Origin of the sequence: Dactylosporangium sp. CA-152071 (assembly GCF_050936335.1) — a bacterium.
GTDB lineage: Bacteria > Actinomycetota > Actinomycetes > Mycobacteriales > Micromonosporaceae > Dactylosporangium > Dactylosporangium maewongense.
This window is the reverse complement of sequence record NZ_JBNJMZ010000001.1, coordinates 7,269,000-7,295,368: the sequence shown is the minus strand read 5'-3', so window position 1 is coordinate 7,295,368 and position 26,369 is coordinate 7,269,000. Positions and strand designations below refer to the sequence as shown.

The 26,369-nt window shown below is 71.2% G+C and carries 31 protein-coding genes and 2 tRNA genes; 16 read left to right on the top strand and 17 right to left on the bottom strand.

Annotation, left to right across the window (positions count from 1 at the left end; translation table 11 throughout):
- Window positions 1-205 precede the first annotated feature (205 nt).
- The 4 genes from ACQEVZ_RS32885 to ACQEVZ_RS32870 form a co-directional block, all read right to left on the bottom strand.
- Window positions 206-865 carry an ATP-dependent Clp protease proteolytic subunit gene (locus ACQEVZ_RS32885; protein WP_344501472.1) on the bottom strand — a complete coding sequence of 220 codons (660 nt, stop codon included), beginning with the start codon at window positions 863-865 and terminating at the stop codon, window positions 206-208.
- A gap of 11 nt (window positions 866-876) precedes the next feature.
- Window positions 877-1,527 (bottom strand): ATP-dependent Clp protease proteolytic subunit, encoded by a 651-nt coding sequence (locus ACQEVZ_RS32880; RefSeq protein ID WP_344501473.1) that lies wholly within the window; start codon window positions 1,525-1,527, stop codon window positions 877-879.
- A gap of 174 nt (window positions 1,528-1,701) precedes the next feature.
- Window positions 1,702-3,072, bottom strand: a complete 1,371-nt coding sequence (tig, locus tag ACQEVZ_RS32875) for a trigger factor (RefSeq protein WP_344501474.1) — start codon at window positions 3,070-3,072, stop codon at window positions 1,702-1,704.
- 75 nt (window positions 3,073-3,147) lie between these two features.
- A tRNA-Pro gene (locus ACQEVZ_RS32870) sits at window positions 3,148-3,221 on the bottom strand.
- Window positions 3,222-3,363: 142 nt separating this feature from the next.
- On the opposite strand from ACQEVZ_RS32870, the gene ACQEVZ_RS32865 reads away from it, so the two are divergent.
- The 10 genes from ACQEVZ_RS32865 (at window position 3,364) to ACQEVZ_RS32820 (ending at window position 9,158) form a co-directional block, all read left to right on the top strand.
- A tRNA-Gly gene (locus ACQEVZ_RS32865) sits at window positions 3,364-3,434 on the top strand.
- A 481-nt stretch (window positions 3,435-3,915) separates the two neighbouring features.
- A complete protein-coding gene (locus ACQEVZ_RS32860) occupies window positions 3,916-4,563 on the top strand; it encodes a DUF2625 family protein (RefSeq protein WP_354900579.1) in 648 nt (215 codons plus the stop codon).
- Window positions 4,564-5,316 carry an alpha/beta fold hydrolase gene (locus ACQEVZ_RS32855; RefSeq protein WP_433373657.1) on the top strand — a complete coding sequence of 251 codons (753 nt, stop codon included), beginning with the start codon at window positions 4,564-4,566 and terminating at the stop codon, window positions 5,314-5,316.
- 11 nt (window positions 5,317-5,327) lie between these two features.
- Window positions 5,328-5,729, top strand: coding sequence for a YciI family protein (locus tag ACQEVZ_RS32850; protein WP_344501898.1), 402 nt, complete (start codon window positions 5,328-5,330; stop codon window positions 5,727-5,729).
- Window positions 5,713-6,900, top strand: a complete 1,188-nt coding sequence (locus tag ACQEVZ_RS32845; protein WP_433373654.1) for an RNA polymerase sigma factor — start codon at window positions 5,713-5,715, stop codon at window positions 6,898-6,900. Before ACQEVZ_RS32850 ends, ACQEVZ_RS32845 begins: the two co-directional genes overlap by 17 nt.
- A 90-nt stretch (window positions 6,901-6,990) precedes the next feature.
- Window positions 6,991-7,146, top strand: a complete 156-nt coding sequence (locus ACQEVZ_RS32840; protein ID WP_344501479.1) for a hypothetical protein — start codon at window positions 6,991-6,993, stop codon at window positions 7,144-7,146.
- A 99-nt stretch (window positions 7,147-7,245) separates the two neighbouring features.
- Entirely contained in the window at window positions 7,246-7,674 is a 429-nt protein-coding gene (locus ACQEVZ_RS32835; RefSeq protein ID WP_433373651.1) for a hypothetical protein, read from the top strand.
- 38 nt (window positions 7,675-7,712) lie between these two features.
- Window positions 7,713-7,904 carry a hypothetical protein gene (locus ACQEVZ_RS32830; protein ID WP_433373648.1) on the top strand — a complete coding sequence of 64 codons (192 nt, stop codon included), beginning with the start codon at window positions 7,713-7,715 and terminating at the stop codon, window positions 7,902-7,904.
- A gap of 123 nt (window positions 7,905-8,027) precedes the next feature.
- The gene (locus ACQEVZ_RS32825; protein WP_433373645.1) at window positions 8,028-8,816 is read left to right on the top strand and encodes a hypothetical protein; all 789 of its coding nucleotides are present in this window, start codon (window positions 8,028-8,030) and stop codon (window positions 8,814-8,816) included.
- A 66-nt stretch (window positions 8,817-8,882) separates the two neighbouring features.
- Window positions 8,883-9,158, top strand: coding sequence for a hypothetical protein (locus tag ACQEVZ_RS32820; protein ID WP_433373642.1), 276 nt, complete (start codon window positions 8,883-8,885; stop codon window positions 9,156-9,158).
- A 15-nt stretch (window positions 9,159-9,173) separates the two neighbouring features.
- On the opposite strand, the gene ACQEVZ_RS32815 is transcribed toward ACQEVZ_RS32820, so the two are convergent.
- Both ACQEVZ_RS32815 and ACQEVZ_RS32810 read right to left on the bottom strand, forming a co-directional pair.
- Window positions 9,174-9,923, bottom strand: coding sequence for a tyrosine-protein phosphatase (locus tag ACQEVZ_RS32815; protein WP_344501484.1), 750 nt, complete (start codon window positions 9,921-9,923; stop codon window positions 9,174-9,176).
- Entirely contained in the window at window positions 9,920-11,623 is a 1,704-nt protein-coding gene (locus ACQEVZ_RS32810) for a serine/threonine protein kinase (RefSeq protein WP_354900567.1), read from the bottom strand. Before ACQEVZ_RS32810 ends, ACQEVZ_RS32815 begins: the two co-directional genes overlap by 4 nt.
- Window positions 11,624-11,742: 119 nt before the next feature.
- Here ACQEVZ_RS32810 and ACQEVZ_RS32805 point away from each other — a divergent pair, with 119 nt between their 5' ends.
- Window positions 11,743-12,969, top strand: a complete 1,227-nt coding sequence (locus ACQEVZ_RS32805; RefSeq protein WP_433373637.1) for a GNAT family N-acetyltransferase — start codon at window positions 11,743-11,745, stop codon at window positions 12,967-12,969.
- 670 nt (window positions 12,970-13,639) lie between these two features.
- On the top strand, window positions 13,640-14,062 hold the full coding sequence (locus ACQEVZ_RS32800; protein ID WP_433373634.1) for a hypothetical protein: 423 nt from the start codon (window positions 13,640-13,642) through the stop codon (window positions 14,060-14,062).
- A 288-nt stretch (window positions 14,063-14,350) separates the two neighbouring features.
- Here the strand turns inward: ACQEVZ_RS32800 and ACQEVZ_RS32795 are convergent, their stop codons facing one another.
- The 5 genes from ACQEVZ_RS32795 to ACQEVZ_RS32775 form a co-directional block, all read right to left on the bottom strand.
- A complete protein-coding gene (locus tag ACQEVZ_RS32795; RefSeq protein WP_344501488.1) occupies window positions 14,351-14,824 on the bottom strand; it encodes a ribose-5-phosphate isomerase in 474 nt (157 codons plus the stop codon).
- 13 nt (window positions 14,825-14,837) lie between these two features.
- On the bottom strand, window positions 14,838-15,026 hold the full coding sequence (locus tag ACQEVZ_RS32790; RefSeq protein WP_344501489.1) for a hypothetical protein: 189 nt from the start codon (window positions 15,024-15,026) through the stop codon (window positions 14,838-14,840).
- Between the two features lie 56 nt (window positions 15,027-15,082).
- Complete coding sequence (locus tag ACQEVZ_RS32785) at window positions 15,083-16,249, bottom strand: DUF1015 family protein (protein ID WP_433373630.1); 1,167 nt, start codon at window positions 16,247-16,249, stop codon at window positions 15,083-15,085.
- A 17-nt stretch (window positions 16,250-16,266) separates the two neighbouring features.
- Window positions 16,267-16,443 (bottom strand): hypothetical protein, encoded by a 177-nt coding sequence (locus tag ACQEVZ_RS32780; protein WP_344501491.1) that lies wholly within the window; start codon window positions 16,441-16,443, stop codon window positions 16,267-16,269.
- Window positions 16,444-16,613: 170 nt separating this feature from the next.
- On the bottom strand, window positions 16,614-17,018 hold the full coding sequence (locus ACQEVZ_RS32775) for an ATP-binding protein (RefSeq protein ID WP_433373627.1): 405 nt from the start codon (window positions 17,016-17,018) through the stop codon (window positions 16,614-16,616).
- A 151-nt stretch (window positions 17,019-17,169) separates the two neighbouring features.
- Between ACQEVZ_RS32775 and ACQEVZ_RS32770 the strand changes: the two genes are divergently transcribed.
- Entirely contained in the window at window positions 17,170-18,102 is a 933-nt protein-coding gene (locus ACQEVZ_RS32770) for a cation diffusion facilitator family transporter (RefSeq protein ID WP_344501493.1), read from the top strand.
- On the opposite strand, the gene ACQEVZ_RS32765 is transcribed toward ACQEVZ_RS32770, so the two are convergent.
- Genes ACQEVZ_RS32765 through ACQEVZ_RS32755 form a run of 3 tightly spaced genes read right to left on the bottom strand, consistent with a single transcriptional unit; the run spans window position 18,070 to window position 19,421 of the window.
- Entirely contained in the window at window positions 18,070-18,387 is a 318-nt protein-coding gene (locus tag ACQEVZ_RS32765) for a DUF3817 domain-containing protein (RefSeq protein WP_344501899.1), read from the bottom strand. The two genes, ACQEVZ_RS32770 and ACQEVZ_RS32765, sit on opposite strands and share 33 nt — an antisense overlap.
- Window positions 18,388-18,400: 13 nt before the next feature.
- Window positions 18,401-18,766, bottom strand: a complete 366-nt coding sequence (locus ACQEVZ_RS32760) for a hypothetical protein (protein WP_344501494.1) — start codon at window positions 18,764-18,766, stop codon at window positions 18,401-18,403.
- A gap of 25 nt (window positions 18,767-18,791) precedes the next feature.
- Window positions 18,792-19,421 carry a mycothiol-dependent nitroreductase Rv2466c family protein gene (locus ACQEVZ_RS32755; protein ID WP_433373622.1) on the bottom strand — a complete coding sequence of 210 codons (630 nt, stop codon included), beginning with the start codon at window positions 19,419-19,421 and terminating at the stop codon, window positions 18,792-18,794.
- Window positions 19,422-19,581: 160 nt separating this feature from the next.
- On the opposite strand from ACQEVZ_RS32755, the gene pepN reads away from it, so the two are divergent.
- Entirely contained in the window at window positions 19,582-22,173 is a 2,592-nt protein-coding gene (gene pepN, locus ACQEVZ_RS32750; RefSeq protein WP_354900588.1) for an aminopeptidase N, read from the top strand.
- A 204-nt stretch (window positions 22,174-22,377) separates the two neighbouring features.
- On the opposite strand, the gene ACQEVZ_RS32745 is transcribed toward pepN, so the two are convergent.
- Both ACQEVZ_RS32745 and ctaJ read right to left on the bottom strand, forming a co-directional pair.
- On the bottom strand, window positions 22,378-22,782 hold the full coding sequence (locus tag ACQEVZ_RS32745) for a DUF5130 family protein (RefSeq protein WP_354900557.1): 405 nt from the start codon (window positions 22,780-22,782) through the stop codon (window positions 22,378-22,380).
- On the bottom strand, window positions 22,769-23,071 hold the full coding sequence (gene ctaJ / locus ACQEVZ_RS32740) for an aa3-type cytochrome oxidase subunit CtaJ (RefSeq protein ID WP_344501497.1): 303 nt from the start codon (window positions 23,069-23,071) through the stop codon (window positions 22,769-22,771). The genes ACQEVZ_RS32745 and ctaJ overlap by 14 nt, the downstream gene beginning before the upstream one ends.
- A 116-nt stretch (window positions 23,072-23,187) precedes the next feature.
- On the opposite strand from ctaJ, the gene kynU reads away from it, so the two are divergent.
- Window positions 23,188-24,423 (top strand): kynureninase, encoded by a 1,236-nt coding sequence (gene kynU, locus ACQEVZ_RS32735; protein WP_344501498.1) that lies wholly within the window; start codon window positions 23,188-23,190, stop codon window positions 24,421-24,423.
- Window positions 24,424-24,428: 5 nt separating this feature from the next.
- Here the strand turns inward: kynU and ACQEVZ_RS32730 are convergent, their stop codons facing one another.
- Window positions 24,429-24,971 carry an HNH endonuclease gene (locus ACQEVZ_RS32730; protein WP_344501499.1) on the bottom strand — a complete coding sequence of 181 codons (543 nt, stop codon included), beginning with the start codon at window positions 24,969-24,971 and terminating at the stop codon, window positions 24,429-24,431.
- A gap of 199 nt (window positions 24,972-25,170) precedes the next feature.
- Here ACQEVZ_RS32730 and ACQEVZ_RS32725 point away from each other — a divergent pair, with 199 nt between their 5' ends.
- A complete protein-coding gene (locus ACQEVZ_RS32725) occupies window positions 25,171-26,208 on the top strand; it encodes a mechanosensitive ion channel family protein (RefSeq protein ID WP_433373617.1) in 1,038 nt (345 codons plus the stop codon).
- Window positions 26,209-26,369: the final 161 nt, after the last annotated feature.

Genomic DNA, 26,369 nt, shown 5'->3' with positions numbered 1-26,369 from the left:
GCTTTGCGCGCTTTGCGCTTTTGTTCAGCTCACGTGCGCGGCTTGCTGCCGGTCGCCGCTTGCGTCGTGCGTGTTGCTTCGTGCTGCCTCGACGTTACCTGGTGGTCGGCCGTATTCCGACCCCCTGAGCGGTGGTGTCTTTCCGGATGGCCACATCGGCCCGCCAGACCGTGAGGTGAGGCGGGCCGACCGTGAACCTTGTGGGCTACGCCCCGGAAGCGACCAGCGCCGACTTCTTGCGGCTGACCAGGATGTTGTCGACCAGACCGTACTCCTTGGCCTCGTCGGCCGTCAGGATCTTGTCGCGGTCGATGTCCTTGCGGACCTTGTCGATCGGCTGCCCGGTGTGCCGGGACACCATCTCCTCGAGGTTCGTGCGCATCCGCATGATCTCGCGGGCCTGGATCTCGATGTCGGACCCCTGCCCGTAGCCGCCCTCGGTGGCCGGCTGGTGGATGATGATCCGCGAGTTGGGCAGGGCCAGCCGCTTGCCGGGCGTGCCGGCCGAGAGCAGGACCGCTGCGGCGCTCGCCGCCTGGCCGAGGCAGACCGTCTGGATGTCGGGCCGCACGTACAGCATCGTGTCGTAGATCGCCGTCATGGCCGTGAACGAGCCACCGGGCGAGTTGATGTACATGATGATGTCGCGGTCCGGCTCGTTGCTCTCCAGCGTCAGCAGCTGCGCCATCACGTCGTTGGCCGACGCGTCGTCGATCTGCACGCCGAGGAAGATGATCCGGTCCTCGAACAGCTTGTTGTACGGGTTGGTCTCCTTGATCCCGTACGACGTGCGCTCCACGTAGGACGGGAGGATGTAACGGTTGTGCACCTCGCGCATCGCCGGGGGCAGGCTCAGATCGGTCATCGCTTCGCTCCTCAAGCCAGGGTTCCGGCGCCTTCCGGAGCCTGCTGGGCCCCGGTGATCACCTTGTCGATGAAGCCGTAGTCGCGCGCCTCTTCGGCGGTGAACCAGCGGTCGCGGTCGGAGTCGGATTCGATCTGGTCCAGGCTCTGCCCCGTGTGGAACGACACCCGCTCCTGGAACATCCGCTTGGTGTAGAGCATCTGCTCGGCCTGGATGGCGATGTCCGAGGCCGTGCCGCCGATGCCACCCGAGGGCTGGTGCATCATGATCCGCGCGTGCGGCAGCGCCATGCGCTTGCCCGGCGCGCCGGCGCACAGCAGCAGCTGTCCCATCGACGCCGCCATGCCCATCGCGACCGTCGCCACGTCGTTGGTGACGAACTGCATGATGTCGTAGATCGCCATGCCCGAGTAGACGGAGCCACCGGGCGAGTTGATGTAGAGCCAGATGTCGCGCTCCTCGTCCTCAGCGGCGAGCAGGAGCATCTGGGCACAGATCCGGTTGGCGACCTGGTCGTTGACCTCGCTACCAAGGAAGATGATGCGCTCCTTGAGCAGCCGGTTGAACACCGAGTCGTCGAGCGTCAGGCTCGAGTCCGCGCCCCGACCGCGCCCCGAGGGCGCGGGACTGACTGGCGACGCTGGAATATGCAGGTCGGTCATGGCAGCCCTTCGCAAGAGTCTTGTACTTGCCGACCCTAACCGGTGTTGGGAGCGGGAGCTTCCCATGCTCACCGCATTTCGCTATGAGCGCACCGTGGTCGGCCGGGCCCGTTGTGCGTGCTTTGCCGCGTTGCGTGCATCCACGCTGCGGCTCGGACCCGGCCGGATCCCAGATCAGTGGTTGTGACCCTCGTGGTCACCGTGGTCGTGGCCCTCGTGCTCGTCCACCGGGCCGCGCAGGTCGTCCAGCGACAGGGCGGTGCCCTCCGAGTCGACGATCTTCACCCGCTCGAGCACCACACCCAGCGCCTTGCCCCGCCGCACGTCACCGAAGACCGCACCGGCGACGCCGGCCTGGACCAGCTGGTCGTAGTACTGCTGCGGGCCGACCCCGGCACGCTGCGCCCGGTGCACGATCTCGTGCCCGAACTCGTCGTCGCTCACCTGGATGCTCTCGGCGTCGGCCAGGGTGTCGAGCACCAGCTGCACCTTCACGCCCTCGACGGCCGCCTCGTTGAGCTCGGCGTCCATCTCTTCCTCGGTCTTGCCCTCGGTCGACAGGTAGTCCTCGAACGACGCACCGATGCGCTGGAGCTGGTCGTTCATCGACTCCTTGCGCGACTCCACCTCGTCCTTCACCACGCCCTCCGGCGCGGGGACCTCGGTGGCCTCGATGACGGCCTTCAGGGCAAGGTCACGAGCCGAGTAGAGCTGCTCCATCCGCTTCACCCGGGTCAGCCGGGTGCGCAGGTCGTCCTTGAGCTCGTCGAGCGTGTCGAACTCGCTCGCCAGCTGCGCGAACTCGTCGTCGACCGGCGGCAGCTGCTTGTCCTTGACCGACTTCACGGTCACCGACACCTCGGCGTCGCGCCCCTCGAAGTCGCCACCGACCAGCTGCGTGGTGAACGTCGTCGACTCACCCGCCGACATCCCCGCCAGCACGTCGTCGAGCCCCGGCACCAGCTGACCGCTGCCCACCTCGTGGGAGATGTTGGTGGCGCTGCCGCCCGGCACCTCCTCGCCGTCGACCGTCGCGACCAGGTCGATCTGCACGAAGTCGCCGACCAGCGCCGCCCGCTCCACCGTCTTCAGCGTCGCGAACCGGTCCCGCAGCCCCTTGAGCTGCTCGTCGACGTCCTCCTCGCTCACCACGAGCGCGTCGACCGTCACCTGGATCTCCGACAGGTCCGGCAGCGTGATCTCCGGCCGCACGTCCACCTCGGCGGTGAACTTCAACGGCTGCCCGTCCGCGAACTCGGTGATCTCCACCTCGGGCCGGCCCAGCGTCTTCACCTCGTGCTCACGCACCGCGGCCAGGATCTGCGTCGGGATGACCTCCTGCACCGCCTCGTTGAGCACGGCACCCCGCCCGACCCGCTGGTCGATGACGGCGGTCGGCACCTTGCCGCGGCGGAACCCGGGAATCACGACCTGCGAGCCGATCTCCCGGTAGGCCTTCTTCAAGCTGGGCTCCAGCTCGGCGAACGGCACCTCGATTTCGAGCCGCACGCGCGTCGGGCTCAGGGTCTCGACGGTGCTCTTCACAGAACTTCTCCTCATGGGTCGCGGTCAGCCGCTCCAACGGCTGGGGTGGACTGGCGGCTGCCTGGTATGTCCCGGTCGGGGTGGCGGGATTTGAACCCACGGCCCCTCGCTCCCAAAGCGAGTGCGCTACCAAACTGCGCTACACCCCGGTGCTGTGCGTCGGCAAGTGTATGCGTTGGGTCTGACAGTCCGCCGCTCGGTATGGCGGTGTCGCACTGCATGGACCCGCCATATGCCCTCCGGCGGAGGATTCGGTACGCTGGGAGGCGCACCCGGCAGCGCTGGGAGCACGCGGGCGTAGCTCAATGGCAGAGCTTCAGTCTTCCAAACTGACGGTGTGAGTTCGATTCTCATCGCCCGCTCTTAGCTCTTCAAGCAGGTCACAGGCTCCATCGTCCCACTGCCGCGACCTGCGCCTCTCACCCTTGGGCCGTTAGCTTCTCGCCCGCGCCCTGCTGATCCTCTGCACTCATCGCCCGCGGCGATCTCACGCGGCCCTGGTCGCTCGCGCGGGCCGGCGCTCCGGATCCCTGGTGCGCCGGCATACGGGTTCCTCGTGCCTATCAGGTCATCGACAGATCACCCCGTGCTGAGAAAGTCAGACGGAGACGGGGCGGGCGGTGGCGAGGACCTGCTGTCCTGAGGCGGCGACGGCCTCGGCGAGGGCGCGGCCCAGGCCGGTGGAGCATCCGGTGATCAGCCAGCGGCGAGTCATGCCCGACAACGTGACGCTGAGTGCTCGGCACGGAACAGAGCGAGAACGTGAATGATCGTCATTCATCACCGGAAATCCGTCGTTCGTGAATGCGAACGCGGCGGGGCGGGGCGTCGTACAGTTGCGGAATGCGCTCGCTCGCCGAGCTGATCTCCGAGGACCGGTCGGCGTGGGCCGAGGTCGAGGCGGCGGTCAGCGGGTCACCGTTCGCGGTGGAGATCCTGCCGACCGATCCCGACAGGGCGGCATCCTGCCTGGAGCGGCTCCAGGTCACCACCAAGTCGTGGCTCGGGTCGCTGGTGTACCTGTCCGGCGGGCTGGTCATCGACGACGGCTGGCTGCGGATCCTCGGCTCCGGACACCCCGAGCGGCGGCTGCCGGACATCCACACGGTCAACGCCGGGTTCGAGGGTGCGGGGCTGGTCGTCGCGCAGGACGTGATGGGCGGCGAGTTCGTGTGGCGGCAGGGTGACGGTCCGTCACCGTCGATCCACTACTTCGCGCCCGACACGCTCGGCTGGGAGGACCTCGGCCTCGGGTACACCGACTGGCTGTACGCGATGCTCGGCGGCGCGATCGACCAGTTCTACCTGAGCTGGCGCTGGCCGGGCTGGCAGGACGAGGTGGCCGCGGTGCCGTTCGACGCCGGGATCCACACGCTGCCGCCGCTGTTCGCCGCGGAGGGCAAGGACGTGGCCGAGGTGAGCCGCCGGCCGGTCCCGATGACCCAGCTGGTGAGCGTCCTGCACGACTTCGCCGACCAGCTCGGCGCGTAGGTGGAGCTGCACCATCGCGACCAGGGCCCGCGGGACGCCCCTGCGGTGGTCCTGCTGCACGGCGGGGGCAGCCGCGGCGCGACCTGGGACCTGTTCGCGCCGGCGCTGATCGAGGCCGGGCACCGGGTGGTCGTGCCGGACCTGAGAGGTCATGGAAGCAGTCCGCGCTCCCGCCAGTACACGCTGAACTCCCACCGCGACGACGTGCTCGCGCTGCTCGACCGGCTCGGTCTGGACCAGGTGACGCTCGTCGGGCATTCGCTGGGCGGGTTCGCCGCGTCGCTGGTCGCGCAGGAGCGGCCGGACCGGGTCACGCGGCTGGTCCTCGAGGATCCGCCGGCGCCGCCGCGCGTCTCCGAGGGCCGGTTGTCGCTGGGCCGGCTGTTGCTGCTGTCGATCGGGACCGCCGACCCGCACCGCCGGTACGACCGGCTGGCGCTGACCTCCGCGATCGCGCAGCTCAGGCAGGCGCAACCGCAGTGGTGGGACGCGCTGCCGGCGATCGCGGCGCCGACCCTGCTGCTGTCCGGCGGGCCCGCGAGCCACATCGCGCCGGCGCGGCTGGCCGAGGTCGCGGCGCGCATCCCGCGCTGCGAGCTGGTCACCCTCCCGGTCGGGCACCGCATCCACAGCACCGCCCCGGACCGGTTTCGCGAGACGGTCATGAAGTTTCTCGGCGATGCTGTCCGGGACGGCGCGCCCGCTCCGACGTCTCCGGCGTCACCGGTGGACGGTGCCGTTCGAGAGGAGTGACCGTGAAGTACATGATCCTGACGTACGCGTCGCAGCGGGACTACGACGAGATGGCCGGCAAGCCCGGCGACGCCCCGGTCTGGACCGCCGAGGACTTCGCCGCGATGGGCGAGTTCATGACGAAGTTCAACCAGGAGCTCGAGGCGGCCGGCGAGCTGGTCGAGACCCGTGCCCTGGGCGCCCCGGTGCACACCCGCCGCATCGGCGGGACGCCGCCGCTGGTCACCGACGGGCCGTACGCGGAGACGCAGGAGGTCCTCGCCGGGTACTGGATCGTCGACGTCGACAGCTTCGACCGGGCCACCGAGATCGCCTCCCGGCTCGGCCAGTGCCCCGCGCCGCCCGCGGCCGCCGCGACGGCCTACGCCGACGTGCGGCCGATCATCGAATCCGGCGATGAGATCGGTCTCTGAGGACGCATCAGGGGACCTGCTGCGTTCACTCGCGCCGCAGGTCCTCGGCGCGCTCGTGCGCCGGTACGGGCACTTCGACCACGCCGAGGACGCCGTGCAGGAGGCGCTCATCGCGGCCGCGGCGCAGTGGCCAACCGGCGGCGTCCCCGAGTCCCCGCGCGGCTGGCTGATCACCGTCGCGTCGCGGCGGCTGACGGACCTGCTGCGCAGCGAGCAGGCGCGGCTGCGCCGCGAGGCGGAGTGGGTGCCCCCGCCGCCGTCGGGCGCGGCGCACGACGACAGCCTGATCCTCCTGGCGATGTGCTGCCACCCGTCGCTGACCCCGCCCGACCAGATCGCCCTGACGCTGCGGGCCGTCGGCGGCCTCACCACCGTCGAGGTGGCGCGGGCGTTCCTGGTGCCGGAGGCGACGATGGCCCGCCGCATCAGCCGCGCCAAGCAACGGATCAAGGCCAGCGGCGTGCCGTTCGCGCTGCCGTCCGGCTTCTCCGGCGCCGTGCTGCACGTGCTCTACCTCATGTTCAACGAGGGCTACGCCGCCACGACCGGCCCGGACCTGCACCGGCCCGATCTGGCCGCCGAGGCGATCCGGCTGGCGCGGCTCGTGCACCGGCTGATGCCCACCGACAGCGAGGTCGCCGGGCTGCTGGCGCTGATGCTGCTCACCGACGCGCGGCGGCCCGCCCGCACCGCACCCGACGGCACCCCGGTCCCCATGGACACGCAGGACCGCACCCTCTGGGACGCGGCGCTGATCGCGGAAGGTGTCGCCCTCGTCACGGCGGCGCTGCCCCGCGGCCCGGTCGGCCCGTATCAGCTGCAGGCGGCGATCGCGGCCCTGCACGACGAGGCCCCCACCGCCGCCGAGACCGACTGGCCGCAGATCGTCGCACTGTACGAGCTGCTGCTGACCCTGACGGACAACCCGATGGTCGCGCTGAACCACGCGGTGGCGGTGACGATGGCCTCGGGCCCCTCCGCCGGCCTGTCGCTGCTGTCGTCGCTGAGCTCCCTGGCGGGCGATCACCGTTTCCACGCGGTGCGGGGGCATCTGCTGGAGATGAGCGGCTCGCTCGCGGACGCCCGCGACGCCTACACGAAGGCCGCCGGCCTCACCGGCAGCGTGCCCCTTCGCCGGTACCTGCACACCCGCGCCGCCGCGTGCCAATGATCGGACGGTCCGGCACGTAGCGGGCGTTCCTCCTGGTCAATTCCATGATCCGGCTGATTTCGAACGCCTGTTCGACTACTGTCCCCACTCATGGAGATCACCTGCACCGCCGTGAAGCTCACCCCGACCGCCACCGGCGACGTCCCTGTCCGCTGCTCGAAACACCCCGACCACGTCGCGGCCGGCGACCCGGTCCACGAGTCCCGCGTCGGCGTCTTCCCGGTCCGCTGGACCTCCCAGGAATGACCGGCGCTGTCCGAACGTACTGGATCCTTGACTGAACGTGATTCCGATGACGTCCGCGCGACCGATCAACGATGGCGCTCCGCGGCGGAAGATCAGCGCATGAGCCGTCGCCGCCTCACCGCCGCCGTGATCGTCCTGCTCGCCCTCGCCGGCTGCGGCTCCACCGCGAAGCCGGGCACCCAGTCCGTGGCCGCGGCCGGCTCCGCGTCGCCGTCGGTGTCCGCGTCGGCGTCCGACTCCCCGTCTCCGTCTCCGTCCCCGTCCGCGTCGCCATCTGCGTCCGTTGCCGCGTCTGTACCGGCGACCGGCGTCCCCGCGCCGAAGACGACGACCGGCGCCGCGAAGCCGACCACGACGAAGCCGGCGCCTCCGAAGACGACCGCCCCGGCCGGCGGCGGCAACAACAACGTCCACCCGGGCGCCTTCTGCTCGCCCGAAGGTGCGATCGGACACACGTCGACCGGAACGCTGATGCGCTGCACCCGTAAGCCGGGCGAGGACCGCGCCCGCTGGCGCGCGGCGACCTGATCGCCGCAGCCCGGCGCGGAAGGCACCGCCGCCGCCTAGTGCAGTCCGACCGTGCGAGCGAGCTCCGGGCGCGGCACCGGGAGGCCGGATCCCCGCCGTGCGCCCACGCCGACCTCGCCAAGGAGTACTACCTCGGCGCCCAGACCGGCGACTACATCTGCACCGCGTGCGGACGCGAGTTCGGCAGCGTCGCCGAGCGCGACGCAGCGGTGAAGAAGGACGCGACCTGACGATCGCCTCGCCGCGATGCTTGACCTACGGCGAGGCATCCGCATGGACGGCGAAGCCTGCGAGCTGGGGCCGGCCCGCCGGCGGGACGGCGCGGCCGTATCGATGCTGGTTTGATGATCGGCGTGGCGAAGGATCTATGGTGGCGGATCGGTGTCCCCGCGGTGGGGCTGGTGGTCGCCATGGCGGTGGGGTGGCGGCTGGCGCACGGCGTCGTCGCACCCGTCGTCGTCTGCGCATGGCTGCCCCTCGCCGCGTGGTGCCTGTTCGCGCCCCGCGTCCGGGCGGCGCTGCCGATCGCGCTGGTCCTGCTCGCCGCGATCGCCACGATCCGGTGGACGCTGCCCGGGCAGCCCGGCGACCGGAGCATGGCGATCGTCGTGCCGACCCTGATCTGGTACCTCGTCCCCGGCGGTGTCGCGCTGCTGGTGGCGGCGACCCGGCGGTCCCAGCCGTTCCGGACCGTCCCCACGCTGGTCGCCTGCGGGGCGCTGGCGCTCGCCTGCGGCGTCGGCGTGCTCTCGTGGAACCAGGTCGGCGAACCGTCGCCGGACGAGCTGTTCCCGTTGCCCGCCGGGCTGACCGCGACCAGCGCCACCGGGCCTAACGGAACCGACGGCTGCGACCAGGGCGGCCACGCCTGCTGGACGTACTACCGCGTCACCGGCACCGCGGGTGACTCCACCGCCGCCCTCACCGAGCGGCTCCGGCGGCACCTGCAGGAGACCAAGGGATGGGGCACCTTGGCGATGCCGGGCGGGGCCTCGTCCGAGTCGTGCCGCCCGGTACGCCGCCTCGGCCGGCCTGCCACGACGGACCTCTGCATCGCCGTGACGAGTGACCCGGCCGGCACCCCCGACCGCCCGGCCATCGGCGTGGAGCTGTCCATGTCGAAGATCGGCCGCGCGCCCTGAAGCTCGTGTCGCCCGCCGATGCGTGTTCGCGGAGTACATCTGTTCGCCTGCCTAGGATCTCCGCTCGTGGACATCGCAACACTGCTGCGGGAGATCGGGTCGCGGGCCGGATGCCGGGTGTTCCCACCGTCCGGCCCGATCCGGATCGAGCCGCACCACACCGCACCGCGGGACGTCATCGACTTCTATGCCGCATGCGGCGGCGCGGAAGTGTTCGCCGACGAGTTCTACGGCGCGCTGATCCTGCCTCCGGACCAGGTCGTCAAGGCCAACCCGGCAATCGTTCGGGAGGAGTTCCCGGACGACCCGTCGTTCCCGCGGCTGGGCGACGCCTACGACTGAGCGGGCCGGGACGGTTCAGGCGACCAGCGCGGCGCGCAGGGCGGACAGGTCGTCGTCCTTCAGCCCGTACGTGTGGGCCCAGTCCTGGATCGAGCCCCAGCGGTCCTTCACCAGCTCCAGCGTCCGCAGCATCATCGTCGCCTCGGGGGTCCAGTCCAGGACGGAGGCGGGGCGGGGCGGGAGGCCGAGGCGGTCGACGACGACCGAGACGCGCTCGTGGATGCGCGGCATCGCGGCGGCCGTGGCGGCGTAGTCGGCGGCGATGACCTCGTCTGGGACGCCCAGGAGGCCGAGGACCACCGCGGCCAGCACGCCGGTGCGGTCGCAGCCGGCCTCGCAGTGGAAGACGGCCGGCAGGGTCGAGGAGGTGGACAGGAGGCGGACCGTGGAGGCGAGGACGTCGCCCTTCTCGGTGAGCATCGCGACGTAGTGGCCCACGAGGTCGGCGGCGCCGCTGACGTCGGCGATCGGGGCGGAGACGTAGTCGACGGGGGCGGTCTCGACGAACCCGCGGCCCAGGTGGGCCACCTCGTACTCGCCGCGCAGGTCGATGACGGTGGCGACGCGCAGGTCCTTCAGGAGGTGGGTGGCGTCGGCGCCGGTGGCGTAGGCGAGGGAGTCGCTGCGGAAGAGGCGGCCGGGGCGGACCGCGCCGCCGGCGGCGGGCAGGCCGCCGAGGTCCCGGAAGTTGATCAGGCCTTCCAGGGTGTGGGTGGTGCGGCGGCGGCGCCAGCGCCTCCCCCGGCCGGGCTGCCAGCGCCTCACCCGGACAGGCCGGTCAGCCAGGTCCAGAACTGCATGAACCAGCCGACCTCGCGCAGGTAGGCGACGCCCGCCCCGGCCAGGAAGAGGCCGGTGAGCGCGTGGGCGCCCTTCGCGCTGCGGCGGATCCGGCCGAAGCGCTGCTCCAGGACGAGCCGGCCGACGAGCCGGGTGAGGGTGAACACACCCGCGGCGACGGCGAGGACGACCAGGAACGCGATGAACGGGCCGCTGAGGCTGCCGTCGCTGTCCAGCGCCCAGAGGCCCCAGCAGATGAACGCGATGAACGCGCCGGTGCCGGTCAGCTCCCAGCCGATCTTGAGGGTGCGGGCGCGTTCGCCGGGCTCCGGCCGGTACATGGGGCGCTCGATCTCGGGATCGGAGGGCATCATGCCGGTCGGGTCGGGCGCCGGCCGGTGCACGACCTTGGCCCGGCCGCGCATCTGCGGCACGCCGGCATCGGAGACGGCGACGCCGGTCGCGCCGGGCGACACCGGTACACCGGACACAGGCGGTGCGGAGACAGGCGGCGCGGAAACGGGCGGCGCGGAAACGGGCGGCGCGGTGTAGAACGCGGTCGGGGCCGAGGAGCCGGCGCGAAGGGCGACCAGCTCCCGCTCCAGGCGTTCGATGCGCTGGTACGCGTCGGTCTCGGTGCCCGTGACGGACGGCCTGGCCCGGCCGACGGCCCGCGACGTCTCCGACGCCTCCGGCTCGACCCAGTCGCAGCCGACGTCGGGCAGCCCGGACCGGCGCACCAGCTCCGCCAGGTGGGCCAGCCACGACGGCAGCTCGCGGGTGTCGGGGCGCTCCGCCGGGCGGTCGGCGAGCGGCGCGTGCAGGTGGTCCCGCAGGGCCGGGATGCGCTCCAGCAGCGGGTGGCGCCGCAGCACGTTCCACTGCGGCGGCGAGGCCTCCTGCGGGTTGCGCTGGTCGGTGCGGCCGTCGACCCGCGGATACGCACCGGTGACCATGAAGTAGGCGACCGCGCCGTAGCCGTGCACGTCGTACGCGGGACCGACGTACTTCACGCCGCCGAACGCCTCCGGGCCGCCGGACTCCGGGGTGTAGGCGATCTGGGTGATCTCCTCCTCGCGGAAGTACCGGGCGCCGGTGAAGTCGATCAGGCGCACCTCGCCGGTCGCGAGGACCATGAGGTTGGACGGCTTGACGTCCATGTGCAGGACGGCCGTCGCGCCGGACTGCTGCGGGTAGTGCAGCGCCTGCAGCACCGACCCGAGCGTCTTGAGCGCGCCGACGGCGTTGAGCCGGCGGCCACCGGGCGCCATACCGGCCCGCTGCGCGATGTACTCGCGCAGGTTGACCCCGTGCAGGTAGTCGTAGACCTGGTACGGCACGGCGTCACCCGGCGCCGGCCGCTCCCCCGGACGGTGCGGTGGCGGCCCGTAGAAGCCGTCGGCGCGCCGGCAGATGCCGCCGACACCCCGGTTGTTGAGGTCCATGAGGGCGGCGTCGCCCTTGTCCCACGAGCGCAGCTCGTCGGCGATCGGCCGCTGCGGGTCGATCCGGAAGACCTTCACGGTCATCGGCGCCGACGTCACCCCGCCGCAGATGCGCACCGCGCGATAGACGTCCGCCTGACCGCCCGAGCCCAGATGGGCGACGAGCCGATAGCGCTGGAACGTCTCGGGCAAAGGGCTCGCCGGACCACATACCAGGTCCAGCAACGCACCCTGCGTCATCGTGCGACTCCCCCCAGACAGACTTCCGCCCCCGGATACTTGCCGTCGGTCACTTCCGAGAGTAACCACGCCACGAAATCGGTCGCGCTCAGTGGAGGTCACGAGGTAGACACGACTGCGTGACCGGATACACGCTGCGCGCCGCGACACCCGCCGACCTTCCCGCCATGCGCGAGGTGATCCGGTCCAACTTCAACGGGCTCGGCGCCCCCGACCCGGGCAGCAAGCTCCACCTGGTGCTCGACCTGGCGCGGTACCTGCTGACGGAGTCGGACGGGCGGATCGTCGGCACCGCCGGCGCGCTCACCCGCGACCTCGCCGTGCCGGGTGCCGTGATCCCCGCCGCCCACGTGACCGCGGTGACCGTCTCCCCCGTGCACACCCGCCAGGGCCTGCTGCGCCGCATGATGACCGAGCAGCTCACCACCGTGCCGGAGGCGGTCGCGGTCCTGTGGGCGTCGGAGGGGCGCATCTACCAGCGGTTCGGCTACGGCCTCGCGTCGCAGAACGTCACCATCCGCGCCGACCGCCGTGAGGTCGCGATCCGCGGAACCATCGGCACCGGCGCGGGGCACCTGCGCGGCGCGGCGCCCACCGAGGTGCTCAAGGAGCTGTCCGAGGTGTACGCCCGGTCGCTCGCCGGCCGGCCCGGCCTGTCGTCCCGCAGCGACGCCTGGTGGACGTTCCTCACCACCGACCTGGAGTCCGAGCGCGACGGGCACACGGCGACGCGTGCCGTGCTGTTCGAGAACGCGGACGGGGTCGTCGACGGGTACACCCGCTACCGCATCCGCAGCCAATGGGACGACAACGGCCCGAAGGGCGAGGTCAACGTCGTGGAGCTGGTCGCCGCGACGCCCCACGCCTACGCCGCGCTGTGGCGCTTCCTGCTCGGCGTCGACCTCACCCGCACCGTCGTCATGGGCCTCTCCAGCGTCGACGAGCCGATCTTCCACATGGTCGACGAGCCCCGCCGCCTGGCCGGCAAGGTCGGCGACGGCCTGTGGCTGCGGATCGTGGACCTGCCCCGGGCGCTGACCTCCCGCAAGTACGCCGCCCCCGTAGATGTCGTCATCGAGGTCACCGACGCCCTCCTGCCGGCGAACGCGGGCCGCTGGCGCCTGCGCGCCGGCGCCGGAGGCGCCCTGGTCAACTGCTCCCCCACCGACGCCCCCGCCGACCTCACCTGCGACATCCTCGAGCTCGGCGCCGCATATCTCGGCGGCACGACCCTCGGCACGCTCGCCGCCACCGGCCGCGTCCAGGAGCACCGCCCCGGCGCGGTCGCCGCGGCGAGCACCGCCTTCGGCTGGCACGTCGCCCCCGTATCGATCGAGATCTTCTGATCCCTCTGCTCCGGGCCCCGGAACGGGTAGGGTCTGTGCTGTGGGTGGGATCCAGCGCCGGCGGCGCCGCATGCGGCATCACCAACCGGTGACCACCGACGCCCAGCCACCCGCCATGGACGACCTGGACCCCGCCGCCGACACCGCTCCCGATGCGTCTGCGGCCGATGTACGACCAGCTGCCGCCACCCCCTCCGACGCCCCGCCGGCGGACATGCCTGCGGCGGAGCCGACGACGACGGAAGCGGCGGTGACGGAAGCGGCGACGGCTGAGCCGACGACGGCGGAAGCGGCGACGGCGGCCAAGCCCCACGCGCCCGTGCCCCGGCCGCCGATCCACCCCCCGGTCAGCACCCAGCCGACCTCCGGCCCGCCGGCCGCCGCCGCTCTGTCCGCCGTCTCCCCGGCAGATCTCGCATCGGCCGGCCGCCCCTCCGGCAGCGGCCAGGACGCCCCCTCACCCCCGCTACCGCTCGGCGCTCCTCCGCTGCCCGGCAGCCCTTCACGTGGGGCGGGACCGAGCGCCACGCCTCCGCAAGGGGCGGGCGCGGCACCCTCGCCGAGCGTCATGCCTCCGCAGGGAGCGGGACCGAGCGCCGCTTCACCGCAAGGAGCAGGACCAGCGCCCGCGCCGAGCGCCACGCCTTCACAAGGGCCCGAAGGCACGCCTGTGCCGAGCGTCGCCCCGACCAGCCCGGCCCCGCCGAGCCCGGCCCAGCTCGCGGAGCTGTCGGGCGCGTTCGCCATGACCGCGAACGTCCACGACCCCGAAACCGCGGACACCGACCCCCACCACCACGCCGACCGGCACCCCGGCAGCCCCAGGGACGACCAGGACCGCGACCACGACCACCACCACGACACCCACCACCATCACCACCACCACGACGAGGTGGTCTCCGAACGCGGCCTACGCGGCCTCGTCGGCGGCGGCGCGTCCCAGGTGAGCGTCTCCGCCGCCATGCGCGCCCGCGACGCCGCCCGCCCCACCGACGACGACCTGGCCGCCGCCGAGCGCGACCTGCAGATCATCCGCCGCGGCTGGGTCCCCCGCGAAGAACTGACCCGCCCCGGCCACCGCCCCCGCACCTGACCGGCCGGCCGGCCCCGACGACACGCAACACAGACGTTGGTCAATGCGCAGGTTGCGGCCCTCCACACAATGGACGACGCACGGCCACCCCACCCGCCGACAGGGCGCAGCACAGACGTTGGTCAATGCGCAGGTTTGCGGCTTTTTTCCCATAGACAGTGCGCGATCCACCCCCGTTTCAGAGATCGAATTGGGGGTGGATCGCGCAGCGTCGATTCGGAAAAGGGGCATTTCAGGGCATTGACCAACGTCTGTACAAGAGCAGAGCAGCGCAGGGCAGAGCGGCTGTCAGGACTCGGGCAGGGGTGGCAGGACGCGGGTGGTGTCGTAGTCCAGGACCTGCGCGATCCGGCGGGCGTGCCGCTCGTTGCCGGAGAAGGACGTGGACAGGAACGCCGTCACGAGGGCGGTTGCCTCGTCGAGCGTGTGCTGGCGGGCGCCGACGGCCACGATGTTGGCGTCGTTGTGCTCGCGGCCGAGGCGGGCGGTGTCCAGGTTCCAGGCCAGGGCGGCCCTGACCCCGAGGACCTTGTTGGCCGCGATCTGCTCCCCGTTGCCCGAGCCGCCGATGACGACGCCGAGGCTGCCGGGGTCGGCGACGACGCGGGCGCCGGTGTGGAAGCAGAAGGCCGGGTAGTCGTCGTCGGGGTCGAACTTCGCCGGGCCGACGTCGACGACCTCGTAACCCTGCAGCTGCAGGGCGCCGACCAGGTGCACTTTCAGCTCATAGCCGGCATGGTCCGAACCAAGATAGACGCGCATACCGGGAAGTCTGTCAGAACTGGATCAGGCCCAGGCAGGAACCCACCACCAGGGCGAAACCGACGAAGAGCAGCCCGGACACCCATCCGGCGGTGGCGCCACCGGTGAGGCCCCAGTGCCGCCGCCGGTCCCAGACGAGGGCGGCGGCGGCAAAGGCGCCGATACCGAAGGCGGCGACCATCGCCGCGATGAAGATCTGCATGTGCACACCCCAGGCCGTAGACGAAGCGGCCTAGTGTCTACCACGATCGGGTGAAGCTACGACAGTTGGGCGACGACCAGCCCGGCGCGTGCTTTCGGGGTGAACCAGGTGCTCTTGCGGGGCATCTTCTGCCGGGCGAGGTTGACCGCGACGAAGTCGTCGACGGTGACGGGGGCGATGAGCACGGCCAGCTCGGCGCGGCCCGCGTCCACCTCGTCACGCAGCCACGACGCGGGGTAGTCGCCGCCGACGTACGTGATGCGCTTGTCGCCCGGGTCGAGGCCGAGGGTCTCGGCGAAGAGCCGGCGCTCGACGAGGGCGTGGTCGAGGTTGTCGATGACGCCGCCGTCCGCGTCGCGGGGAAGCTCGACGGACCAGGCGCCGTCCCGCGTGTACAGGTGGACGCGCCCACCGGAGGCCGGCACCTCGGCGGCGTCCAGCGCGGTACCGCCGAACGACACGCCGCCGGGGAGCTCGGAGACCAGGCGGTTGTAGGGCTGGATCGCCACCGACTCGGGCGTGGTGACCACGGCGAGGAAGCGCGGGTAGCCCGCGGTCTGCGCGGCGAGGCTGCGGTGGTTGCCGTCGGCGACGACGAGCTCACCGCCGCCGGCCAGCGCCAGGAGCCGGTCGCGGGTCGTGCCGGCGCCGACGGCCCAGATCTCGTGGCTGCGGCCGGCGGGGTCGATGTCGGCGACCGCGGGGCTGCCGGCGTGGGTGACGGCCTGGGCGATGGCCGCGTGCAGCGCCTCGCCGTGCGCGGTCTGCAGCAGGAGCACCGGCGACAGCAGGTGCTGGGTGGCCTCGGCGAGGGCGACCCGCTCGCGGACCTTCTCGATGAAGACGTCCTCGTTGCGGATCACGGCGCCGGGCTCGTCGGCGCTGGTGGAGATCTGGTCGGTGGCGACCATGCACCACAGGCCGTAGGCCCGGGCGCCGTCGGGCGACGTGATCCGGTACAGCACGACCACATCGTCGGCTGCGGTGTAGTGCCCGGCGTCCTTGGCCGCCTGGAGGCGGCTCACGGCGTCGGGAAGACTGTCGGTGAAGGAGCGGCCGACATTGTCCGGCGCCCGGTGGGGCATCTCGATGGCGAGCGCGCTGGACGGGTTGGCCGCGATGATCGCGGTGATCTCCGCGTCGTCGGCGAACTCGTCGTAATTCTGCGCGCCGGTGCCTCCGGCGGACAGCCAGGCGTGGGCGATCGGGTACGCAACCGTCATGAACGAAACGGTATAGCTCAGACATCCCGCGGGGAGGTGCGGGGGACGGTGCGTCCCGCGATGGTGGACGCGCTGACCACGACCGGTGGAGCCAGCAGCGCGATGACGTCGTCGGGCAGGTCGGGCAGCTCCTGCTTCCAGGCGCGTTCCTGCACCGTCCAGCGGGTCTCGACGGGGATGGTCGGCGTGGTCATGATGTTGAGCCCTCCGGCTTCGTTGGGTGACGTTGCACACTGCGCAACGGTGCCCAGATGCGCCGGAGTCGCACCGGCTGTGCGGCTCCATTGCAGACCCGCTCGCCGATCGACGGCATGGTTCCGTCCAGAAAATCACCAGGGTGGGCAGGAACGATCAAAGGGTGAGGTCAGACGGTCGCCGGGGTCACCCTCGTCAGCATCTTCACGATCCGCAGCGCCACCCCGTGCGGCTGGTGGCGGCGCAGCTCGACCATGTCCGCGAGGGCGTGGATGATCCGCAGCCCGCGGCCGTTCTCCGCGATGTCGGGATCCGCGGACGGCTCGGACTCCGGGGAGGCGGCGGCGACGTCGGACATCCCGATCCCCTCGTCGACGACGTCGATGACGCAGCGGTCCTCGTGGATCGTGACGGTGACCTGGTAGTCGGCGCCGGCGTGCTGTACAGCGTTGGCACAGGCCTCCCCGACGGCGAGTCCGATGTCGTCGCGGCAGTCCCGGGTGACGGAGAACACGCCCAGCGCGGCGTCGAGGACGCGGCGGGTCAGCGGGACGGTGGACCGATCGCGTGGCAAAGAGAGTGTCAGCTGGATTTCCATGCCCACGGACCAGCCCTCCTTCATCGCACTGCAACGTCGTACTGATTAGATGCCCCGGCTCGCGGCGACAGAAACGGGCGCCGCAACCGCTGCCGTCATATAGCGAAGCACGCATAAGATGGCTGGCATGGGGCACGACCACGATCACGACCACCACCACGCCCCGTCGGCCGACGCCGACCGGCGGCTGCTGAGTGTCGCGCTGGCGCTGATCACCGGCTTCATGGCGGTCGAGGTGACCGTCGGCGTCATGGTCGACTCGCTGGTGCTGCTGTCCGACGCGGCGCACATGCTGTCGGACGCCGCGGCGATCGCCCTCGCCCTGTTCGCGACCCGGCTGGCGGCGCGGCCGCCCTCGGGCGGGTTCACGTTCGGGCTGAAGCGCGCCGAGATCCTCTCCGCGCAGGCGAACGGGCTGACCCTGCTCCTGCTGGCCGTCTGGATCGGCTACGAGTCGGTGGTCCGGCTGGCACACCCGCCGTCGGTGGGCGGCGGCGCGGTCCTGGTCACCGCCCTGGCGGGCGCCGCCGTCAACCTGCTGGTGGTGTGGATCCTCCGCCGGGCCGACCGCTCCAGCCTCAACGTCGAGGGCGCGTTCCAGCACGTACTGACGGACCTGTTCGCCTTCGTCGCGGCGGCCGTGGCCGGCCTGGTCGTGCTGCTCACCGGCTTCCACCGGGCCGACGCGATCGCCTCGCTGGTGGTGGCGGCGCTGATGGTGCGCTCAGGGCTCGGGCTGGTCCGCGAGTCGGGCCGGATCTTCCTGGAGGCGGCGCCGGCCGGGCTGGACCCGGCCGCGCTCGGCCGCGAGCTGGTCGGCGTGCCGGGCGTGGTCGAGCTGCACGACCTGCACGTCTGGCAGGTCACCTCCGGCTATCCGGCGCTGTCCGCGCACGTGCTGGTGGCGCCGTCGGGCGACTGCCACGCGGTGCGCGAGGCGATCGAGGAGCGGCTCCGGGAGCGGTACGCGATCGAGCACACGACGCTGCAGGTCGACCACACGCTCGACACCGAGCACTGCGCCGACTCACACGGCGCTTCCTACAAGGGGTCGGGCTGACTGGACCCGGCGGGTCACGACCCGCTCGGCCACGAACGACAGGAACGGCACCGTGCCGGCCAGCAGCACCAGCAGGGTGAAGCCGAGCTTGAACTTCGCGCGGCGGGCCAGATCGGCGGCGAGCACCAGGTAGGCCATGTAGAGGAAGCCGTGCGCGGGGCCGACGAGCGCCACGATCGTCTCCTCGTCGGCGGCGTACTTCAGTACGGTGCCGACGGTGAGCACGACCAGCAGCACGCCGACGATCCAGGCGATGATCCGGAAGCGCACGAGCGCGTTGTTCAAGGGCACGGGAACCTCATCCTGGGAAGTCGCCGGGGCGGCGGTCGGGATTGGCGGCGAGCCAGGCCAGCATGCGGTTGTACTCGGCGAGCTCTGGATCATCGTCGGCGGTGGCGGGCCGGGGCGCGGGCCGTGCGGCCCTGGGGCGCAGCGGCTCCTGGGTCTTCACGGGCCTCGGCCCGAGGACGTCCCGGACGGCCCGCACCCACAGAAACACCACAAAAAGCGCAAACAGCGGCCACTGTACGGTGTAAGCCCAGCTCAGCATGTTGCCGGCGGCCGCCCGCTGATACTGCCAGCGACCGGCGACCAGGCACACGGCCACCCCGGCGAGCGCCAGGACGTGCCAGAGCACCCACCGAGGAGTCAGGAACCGCCGCACAGGTAGGCAGCCTACCGCTTCCGCATCAGTCGAAGACCGGCCCCACGTCGCGGGTCCGCTTGATCTCGTAGAAGCCGGGCGTGCCGGCGACCAGGAGCGTGCCGTCCCACAGCCGGCCGGCGGCCTCACCCTTCGGCGCCGGCGTGACGACCGGGCCGAAGAACGCGATCGGCTTGCCGTCCTCGCCCGGCACGTGGATGACGGGCGTGCCGACGTCCATGCCGACCGGGTTCATGCCGGCGAAGTGGCTCTCCCGCAGCTGCTCGTCGAACTCGGTGGAGTCCGCGTACCCGGCGAGCTGCGCCGGCAGGCCGGCCTCGACGAGCGCGGCCTCGTACAGCTCCGGGCCGAGCTCCTGCTTCTCGTGGTGGATCCGGGTGCCGAGCGCCGTGTACAGCGGGCGGAGCACGTCGTTGCCGAACTTCTGCTCGGCGGCGATCGCCAACCGGACCGGCCCCCAACCCTTGGCCAGACCCTCTTTGTATCGGTCCGGCAGATCGTCGCGACCCTCGTTGAGGATCGACAGACTCATGACATGAAACCGCACGTCAACTGGGCGAACCTGCTCCACGTGGAGCAGCCAGCGGGAGGTGATCCAGGCCCACGGGCACCGCGGGTCGAACCACATGTCTGCGATGATGCGCTCTTCTGCCATTGGCGGCGACACCTCACTCGAAAAGGCCCTACAGCAACGCTACTGAAAGAGTCGGGAATCCGATTCGATCCTTACGTCCTGTGGGTCTCGGGTGCCAGGCGAGCTTGGGGTGACCTGAGCCACTCCTCCGGTGTCCGCCATGGACGTGGAAGACTCTGAGATGGCGCCGTCGACGGGGACGGCCACAGCGAACGACAGGAGACGACACGTGGCCGGTGTACGCAACCTACGCCAGGTTGAGGCGGTCGACCGGGCCCGCCTGCTCGACGTTGCGGCGTACGACATCAGTCTCGACCTGACGGACGGCGCCGGCTACCCAGGTGAGGGCACGTTCCGCACGACCACCGAGGTGCGCTTCTCGTGCACCGAGCCGGGTGCGGAGACCTTCATCGAGCTGGCCGTCACGGAGGTGCTCAGCGCGACGCTCAACGGCGCCGTCGTGGACACGTCCGCGTGGTCCCCGCAGACCGGGCTGCGCCTGCCCGGCCTCGCCGCCACGAACATCCTCATCGTCGAGGCGATGGGCACCTACTCGACGACCGGCCAGGGGCTGCACCGCAGCGTCGACCCGGTCGACAAGGAGGTGTACCTGTACAGCCAGTTCGAGACGACCGACGCGCAGCGGGTCTACGCCTGCTTCGACCAGCCCGACCTGAAGGCCAGCTTCACGTTCCACGTGACGGCGCCGGCGCACTGGCGGGTCATCTCCAACATGGCGCCGGAGCGGCGCGACGGCCTCACCGTGCACTTCCCGCCCACGCCGCGGATGAGCACCTACGTGACGGCGATCTGCGCCGGTCCCTACCACGAGGTCCGCGACAGCCACGACGGGATCGACCTGGGCGTGTTCTGCCGCCAGTCGATGAAGCAGTACCTGGACGCCGACGACATCCTGCTGATCACCAAGCAGGGCTTCGACTTCTTCCACCAGGAGTTCGGCATCCGGTATCCGCTGCCGAAATACGACCAGGTGTACTCGCCGGAGTTCAACGCGGGCGCGATGGAGAACTTCGGCTGCGTCGTGCACGCCGAGCAGCACTACATCTTCCGCTCCCCCGTCACCGACTTCGAGTACGAGCAGCGCGCCAACACGATCCTGCACGAGCTCGCCCACATGTGGTTCGGCGACCTCGTCACCATGCGCTGGTGGGACGACCTGTGGCTCAACGAGTCGTTCGCGGAGTGGGCCAGCCACTGGTGCAACACCCGCGCGACCCGCTTCACCGACGCATGGACGACGTTCCTGTCCATCCGCAAGAACTGGGGCTACCGGCAGGACCAGCTGTCCTCCACCCACCCCGTCTACTGCGAGATGCCCGACGTCGAGGCGGTCGAGGTCAACTTCGACGGCATCACCTACGCCAAGGGCGCGAGCGTCGTCAAGCAGCTCGTCGCGTACGTGGGGATCGAGGCCTTCACGACCGGCCTCCGCGCGTACTTCCAGCAGCACCAGTGGGGCAACGCCACGTTCGACGACCTGCTGTCGGCCCTGGAGACCGCCTCCGGCAAGGAGCTGCGCAAGTTCGCCGCGCAGTGGCTGGAGACCGCGCAGGTCAACACCCTGCGCCCCGAGCTGACCATCGCCGCCGACGGCACGTATGAGCAGGTCGTCGTCGTGCAGGAGGCGCCCGCCGCCTACCCGACGCTGCGCACCCACCGCATCGGCATCGGCCTGTACGACGTGACCGACGCCGGCCTGATCCGCCGCGAGCTGGTCGAGGCCGACGTCGACGGCGAGCGCACCGAGATCACCACCCTCGCCGGCCGCCCCGCCGCCGACGTCCTGCTGCTCAACGACGACGACCTCACGTACGCGAAGCTGCGCCTGGACCCGCGCTCGATGGACACCGTCGCCGACCACATCCTCGGCATGGACAACTCCCTGGCCCGGGCGCTGGTCTGGACCGCGGCGTGGGACATGGTCCGCGACGCCGAGCTCGCCGTGCGCGACTACATCAAGCTGGTCGCGTCGGGCCTGCCCGCCGAGCGCGACATCAACCTGGTCACCGCGACCATCCGGCAGGCGCAGTCGGCGCTCGTCTTCTACGCCGACCCCGCCTGGGCCCCGGAGGGCTGGCGCGTCCTCGCCGCCACCGCCCGGGTCGCCCTCCGCAACGCCGAGCCCGGCAGCGGCTTCCAGCTCGCCTGGGCCCGCTCGTTCGCCGCGGCCGCCCGTACCCCCGAAGACCTCGCGGTGCTGACGGGCTGGCTGGACGGCGTCGACGTCCCCTCCGGTCTCACCATCCAGGCGGACCTGCGCTGGGGCATCCTGCACGCCCTCATCGCCAACGGCGCGGCCGACCCGGCCCAGATCGAGACCGAGCTCGACCGCGACCGCACCGCCAGCGGCGAACGCCAGGCCGCTCTCGCCCGCGCCCTCGTCCCGACCGCCGAGGCGAAGGCCGAGACCTGGCGCCGCCTGGTCGAGGACCACCACCTGCCGAACTGGCTGCAGCGGTCGCTGCTGCAGGGCTTCCAGCACTCGGCGCAGGTGTCCCTCACCGCACCGTTCCTGCCCGCGTTCTTCGACGCCCTGACGACCGTCTGGGAGAACCGCGACTCGGAGCCGGCCGCCGAGTTCGTCGAGCTCGGCTACCCGTCGTTCCAGGTCAGCGAGGACACGGTCGCCCGCACGGAGGCGTGGCTCGCCGAGCCCGGCCGGCCCGCGCCGCTGCGCCGCCTGGTCGGCGAGGGCCGCGACGGCATCGTCCGCGCCCTGAAGGCCCGCGCCAAGGACGCCGCCGCCGACTGACCCGCTCCCCCCGTGATCCGGAAGACTTTGTGTCGCCCTGACAGCACAAAGTCTTCCGGATCATTGGCAGCGGCGGCCTCGGGGCTTATTGCCCGTGATCCGGAAGAGTTTGGGTCGGGCTGACAGAAGCGTGGAGGGACGGAAAACGCCGAACGCGCGGCGGATCCTCTGAAAGAGGGTCCGCCGCGCGTGTGTAAGCAGCGGTCAGTGGCGGCCGGCGTGGTCGGCGAGCTGGGACAGGCCGGCGACCAGGCCGCCGGCGAGGTCGCCGCCGCCGAAGGCGGCCGCCATGGACAGGGCGGCCAGCTTGGCCGCGCGGTCCGGGAGGCGGCGGCGCGCCTCGCCGCCGGTGATGATCTCAAGGATGCGCTGGTTGGGCGACACCGCGATGAGCACGGAGTGCGGCGGGTCGGCGAGCTGACCGTGCAGCTGCTCGGCGTGGCCGCGGACGGGCTCGTCGAGGTCGCCGACGTAGATGCTGAAGGTGAGGCCGGTCGAGGAGTCGGCCAGGCGCAGCGCCTCGTCGAGGCGCAGCAGCTGGCGCGTGGTGAACGGCCCGTTGAGGACGTCGGGCTGGCCCTTCAGGCCAGCTCCGTTACCACCGGTCACTTGCGCCTCCCATGGCGTGCGGCTGCGCCCGGTCGCCGGACCACTCGGTCACGGCCGGCGCACCCGCGGTCAGCTCGGCCCGCCGCGCGCCGGTGAGCTCGCGGGCCTTGGCCGCCTGCGTCACCTGCTCGGGCACGGACAGGAACCAGACCGGCGTGAACTCGAACGGCCGGCCCGGCCGGTAGCGCCGGGCGCGCCGGGCACCGCCGGCGTAGTTGGCGCCCGCGATGAGCACGATGACCACGGCCGGGATGCCGGCGAAGATCAGCGTCGTCTCGATGATGGACAAGCTCAACGCCCCCAGGCGTCGAAGGGACTAAAAGACTGGCTTCACGTTAGCGGTCCACGATGACCAGCGCGTTGCCGGGGGTCTTGCCGATCTTCGCAGACGATACCGTCGGGGCCATGGACCTCAGCCGCCAGTATGCCGAAACGCGTGACGCACAGGACCCGATCGGTCACTTCCGCGCGCGTTTCCACATCGCCGACGAGCAGCTCGTGTACTTCGACGGCAACTCGCTCGGCCGGCTTCCGCTCACGACGCGTGACCGGCTGCGTGACGCGGTCGACCGGGAGTGGGGCGGCGAGCTCGTCCGCGGCTGGGACAGGTGGATCGACCTGGCCGGACAGGCCGGTGACGTGATCGCCGAGGGGGTGCTGGGCGTCGACCAGGGCGAGGTCGTCCTGTCCGACTCGTCCAGCGTCAACCTGTACAAGCTGGCCTCCGCGGCGCTGGACGCGAACCCCGGCAGACGCGTCATCGTGACCGACGACGACAACTTCCCCACCGACCGTTACGTGCTGGAGGGTCTGGCGTCGGCGCGGGGCCTCGAGCTGCGGGTCGTGCCGACCGACATCGACGAGGGCATCGACCCGGCGCGGGTCGCCCGGGCGCTGGACGACGACGTGGCGCTGGTGTGCCTGTCGCACGTGGCGTACCGGTCGGGTGCGATCGCCGACATGGTGGCGATCACCACTGCCGCGCACCGGGTGGGGGCCCTCACACTGTGGGATCTGTGCCACTCCGCCGGTTCGGTGCCGGTGCCGCTGCGGGAGTCGGGGGCGGACCTGGCGGTCGGGTGCACGTACAAGTACCTCAACGCGGGGCCCGGCGCGCCGGCGTTCCTGTACGTGCGGCGCGACCTGCAGCAGCGGCTGCGGCAGCCGATCTGGGGCTGGTTCGGCCAGCGGGACCAGTTCGCCATGGGCGCCGGCTACGACCCGGTCGAGTCGATCGGGCGCTTCCAGGTCGGCACGCCGCCGATCCTCGGTGGATACGCCGCGCTGGAGGGCGCCAGGATCACCGCCGAGGCCGGCATCCGGAGCCTGTACGACAAGAGCGCCGAGCTCACCTCGTACGCCATCCGACTCAGCGACGGGCTGACGCTGGCCTCCCCCGTGGATCCGGCACGGAGGGGCTCGCACGTGACCTTCCACCACCCGCAGGCGTGGCAGATCTGCCAGGCGCTGAAGGCGGCCGGGGTCGTCCCCGACTTCCGGACCCCGGAGCGGCTACGGATCGGGCTGGCGCCGCTCTACACCCGCTTCGTGGACGTGTGGGAGGGCATGGCGCGGCTGCGCGACATCCTGACCAGCGGCTCCTACCGTGAGTTCGCAGCAGCCGCCGGCCGGGTGACGTGATGCGGTCAGGCGGCGAGCTGCTGGCTGTCCATCGGCATGTCGAGCCAGTCGGCCCAGCGCGGGTCGGGGGTGCGGTGACCGAGGACCCGCCACGCGACGCCCTTGGGCGCATGCGGGCTGGCAAGCAAACGCCAGCCGAGTTCGGCTGGCGTTTTGTCACCTTTGGTGTGGTTGCAGCGGGCGCAGGCGGCGACCACGTTGTCCCAGGCGTGCCGCCCGCCACGGCTGCGTGGCATCACGTGGTCGATGGTCTCGGCCGGGCCCCGGCAGTAGGCGCACCGCCATCCGTCGCGGGCGAAGATGCCCCGGCGCGACAGGCCTATGTGCGTGCGGTACGGAACCCGCACGTAGCGCGTGAGCCTGACCACGGAAGGCACGGGAAGCTCGTTCATCGCACTGTGCAGGATGCCCTCACCGTCAGCGACGCAGACCGCCTTCGAAGTGAGGACCAGGATGGTGGCACGTCTGACAGACACGACACACAGCGGCTCGTAGGTGGCATTCAGAACCAGCGCACCCGATACTCGTGCGGGTCGTATGTCAGGCATCGCCGTCCCCCTAGTGCGTGAAGGAAACTCCCTGGAGAAGGTCTGTGTGGCGGGCCACCGAGGTGGGGGTCCGTGCGCTAATCGTCCCTGATAGATCCTCGGATTGCACGTACTATTTGCGGCCGGCGAGTGAACCTTCGCCCACCGCACCGAGTGTTTGTGTGGACTTCCCCCGGTTCGCACCGTTTGCAAGGAGTGCTTGTTGAGCAGCGTGCTCGCCCTCGCGCCAACCCCGGCGCCCGCGCCCGATCCCACTCCGAGCTGCTCCGACAACGGGTTCTGCGAGTTCGTGTACGAGCAGACGAAGATCACCTGGTTGGCCGAGAGCAGCTACTGGGTACTGGTCAAGCCGCTGACCATCGCGTTGATCATCGTCCTCGCGTTCCTGGTCCGCTGGGTGATCCACCGGGCGATCGACCGCCTCATCAGGCACACGGTCTCGGACAACGAGACCGGCGGCTCGCTGCTGCGCCCGCTGCGCCGGCGGCTGCCCAACGCACTGACCGCGCCGTGGGAGCGGCGCAACCAGCGGGCCCGGGCGCTCGGCTCGGTGCTGCGCAGCATCGCCTCGGCGGTCGTGTTCAGCATCGCGGCCATGCTGGTGCTCGGTGAGATCGGCCTCAACCTGGGGCCGCTGCTGGCCAGCGCCGGGATCGCCGGCCTGGCGATCGGCTTCGGCGCACAGAACCTGGTGAAGGACTTCATCGCCGGCCTGTTCATGCTCCTGGAGGACCAGTACGGCATCGGGGACGTGGTCGACATCGGCGAGACCGTGGGCACCGTCGAGGCGGTCGGCCTGCGGATCACCACGATCCGGGACGCGGGCGGCGTCGTCTGGTACGTGCGCAACGGCGAGATCGTCCGGGTCGGCAACAAGAGCCAGGGCTGGGCCGTGGTGAACATCGACGTGCCGGTCGGGTTCGTCGCGGTCGACCAGGCCACCGCGGTGCTGCGCGAGGCCGCCACGACGGTCGCGGAGGACCCCGACTTCGTCGACGACTTCATCGACCCGCCCACCGTGCTGGGGGTCGAGCAGCTCACGGTCGAGGGCGCCGTGCTGCGCACGACCGTCAAGACGTCGACCGAGGCGCAGTGGCGCGTCGGCCGGGAGCTGCGGCGACGGCTCACCGAGGCCCTGGAGAAGGCCGGGATCACGGCGCAGATCAACGCCTCGCGCATGTTCATCCGCCCGCCCGCGGACGGCGGCCCCGACGGCGGCCCGGGCGGACCGACCTGACTCTGACCATACCGATGGTTTTGCCCGATCTTGCGGTCACTTGCGGCCAGCCCACTGGGTAGGGTCGCGCATCGGGTGGCTAGTCGGTTATCGTCCGTTCGTTCAGGTGCATCGCTGCACAGTGTCCCGGTCCGGCGTCGTTCGACCCCTCTCGACGCCGA

Excerpts from the sequence above, each read along its gene's own strand:
- ACQEVZ_RS32885 (WP_344501472.1), bottom strand. The coding sequence starts at position 865 with ATGACCGATCTGAGCCTGCCCCCGGCGATGCGCGAGGTGCACAACCGT.
- ACQEVZ_RS32880 (WP_344501473.1), bottom strand. The coding sequence starts at position 1,527 with ATGACCGACCTGCATATTCCAGCGTCGCCAGTCAGTCCCGCGCCCTCG.
- ACQEVZ_RS32860 (WP_354900579.1), top strand. The coding sequence starts at position 3,916 with ATGCGCTCGCTCGCCGAGCTGATCTCCGAGGACCGGTCGGCGTGGGCC.
- ACQEVZ_RS32850 (WP_344501898.1), top strand. The coding sequence starts at position 5,328 with ATGATCCTGACGTACGCGTCGCAGCGGGACTACGACGAGATGGCCGGC.
- ACQEVZ_RS32845 (WP_433373654.1), top strand. The coding sequence starts at position 5,713 with ATGAGATCGGTCTCTGAGGACGCATCAGGGGACCTGCTGCGTTCACTC.
- ACQEVZ_RS32840 (WP_344501479.1), top strand. The coding sequence starts at position 6,991 with ATGGAGATCACCTGCACCGCCGTGAAGCTCACCCCGACCGCCACCGGC.
- ACQEVZ_RS32835 (WP_433373651.1), top strand. The coding sequence starts at position 7,246 with ATGAGCCGTCGCCGCCTCACCGCCGCCGTGATCGTCCTGCTCGCCCTC.
- ACQEVZ_RS32810 (WP_354900567.1), bottom strand. The coding sequence starts at position 11,623 with ATGACGCAGGGTGCGTTGCTGGACCTGGTATGTGGTCCGGCGAGCCCT.
- ACQEVZ_RS32795 (WP_344501488.1), bottom strand. The coding sequence starts at position 14,824 with ATGCGCGTCTATCTTGGTTCGGACCATGCCGGCTATGAGCTGAAAGTG.
- ACQEVZ_RS32790 (WP_344501489.1), bottom strand. The coding sequence starts at position 15,026 with ATGCAGATCTTCATCGCGGCGATGGTCGCCGCCTTCGGTATCGGCGCC.
- ACQEVZ_RS32785 (WP_433373630.1), bottom strand. The coding sequence starts at position 16,249 with ATGACGGTTGCGTACCCGATCGCCCACGCCTGGCTGTCCGCCGGAGGC.
- ACQEVZ_RS32780 (WP_344501491.1), bottom strand. The coding sequence starts at position 16,443 with ATGACCACGCCGACCATCCCCGTCGAGACCCGCTGGACGGTGCAGGAA.
- ACQEVZ_RS32770 (WP_344501493.1), top strand. The coding sequence starts at position 17,170 with ATGGGGCACGACCACGATCACGACCACCACCACGCCCCGTCGGCCGAC.
- ACQEVZ_RS32755 (WP_433373622.1), bottom strand. The coding sequence starts at position 19,421 with ATGGCAGAAGAGCGCATCATCGCAGACATGTGGTTCGACCCGCGGTGC.
- pepN (WP_354900588.1), top strand. The coding sequence starts at position 19,582 with ATGGCGCCGTCGACGGGGACGGCCACAGCGAACGACAGGAGACGACAC.
- kynU (WP_344501498.1), top strand. The coding sequence starts at position 23,188 with ATGGACCTCAGCCGCCAGTATGCCGAAACGCGTGACGCACAGGACCCG.
- ACQEVZ_RS32730 (WP_344501499.1), bottom strand. The coding sequence starts at position 24,971 with ATGCCTGACATACGACCCGCACGAGTATCGGGTGCGCTGGTTCTGAAT.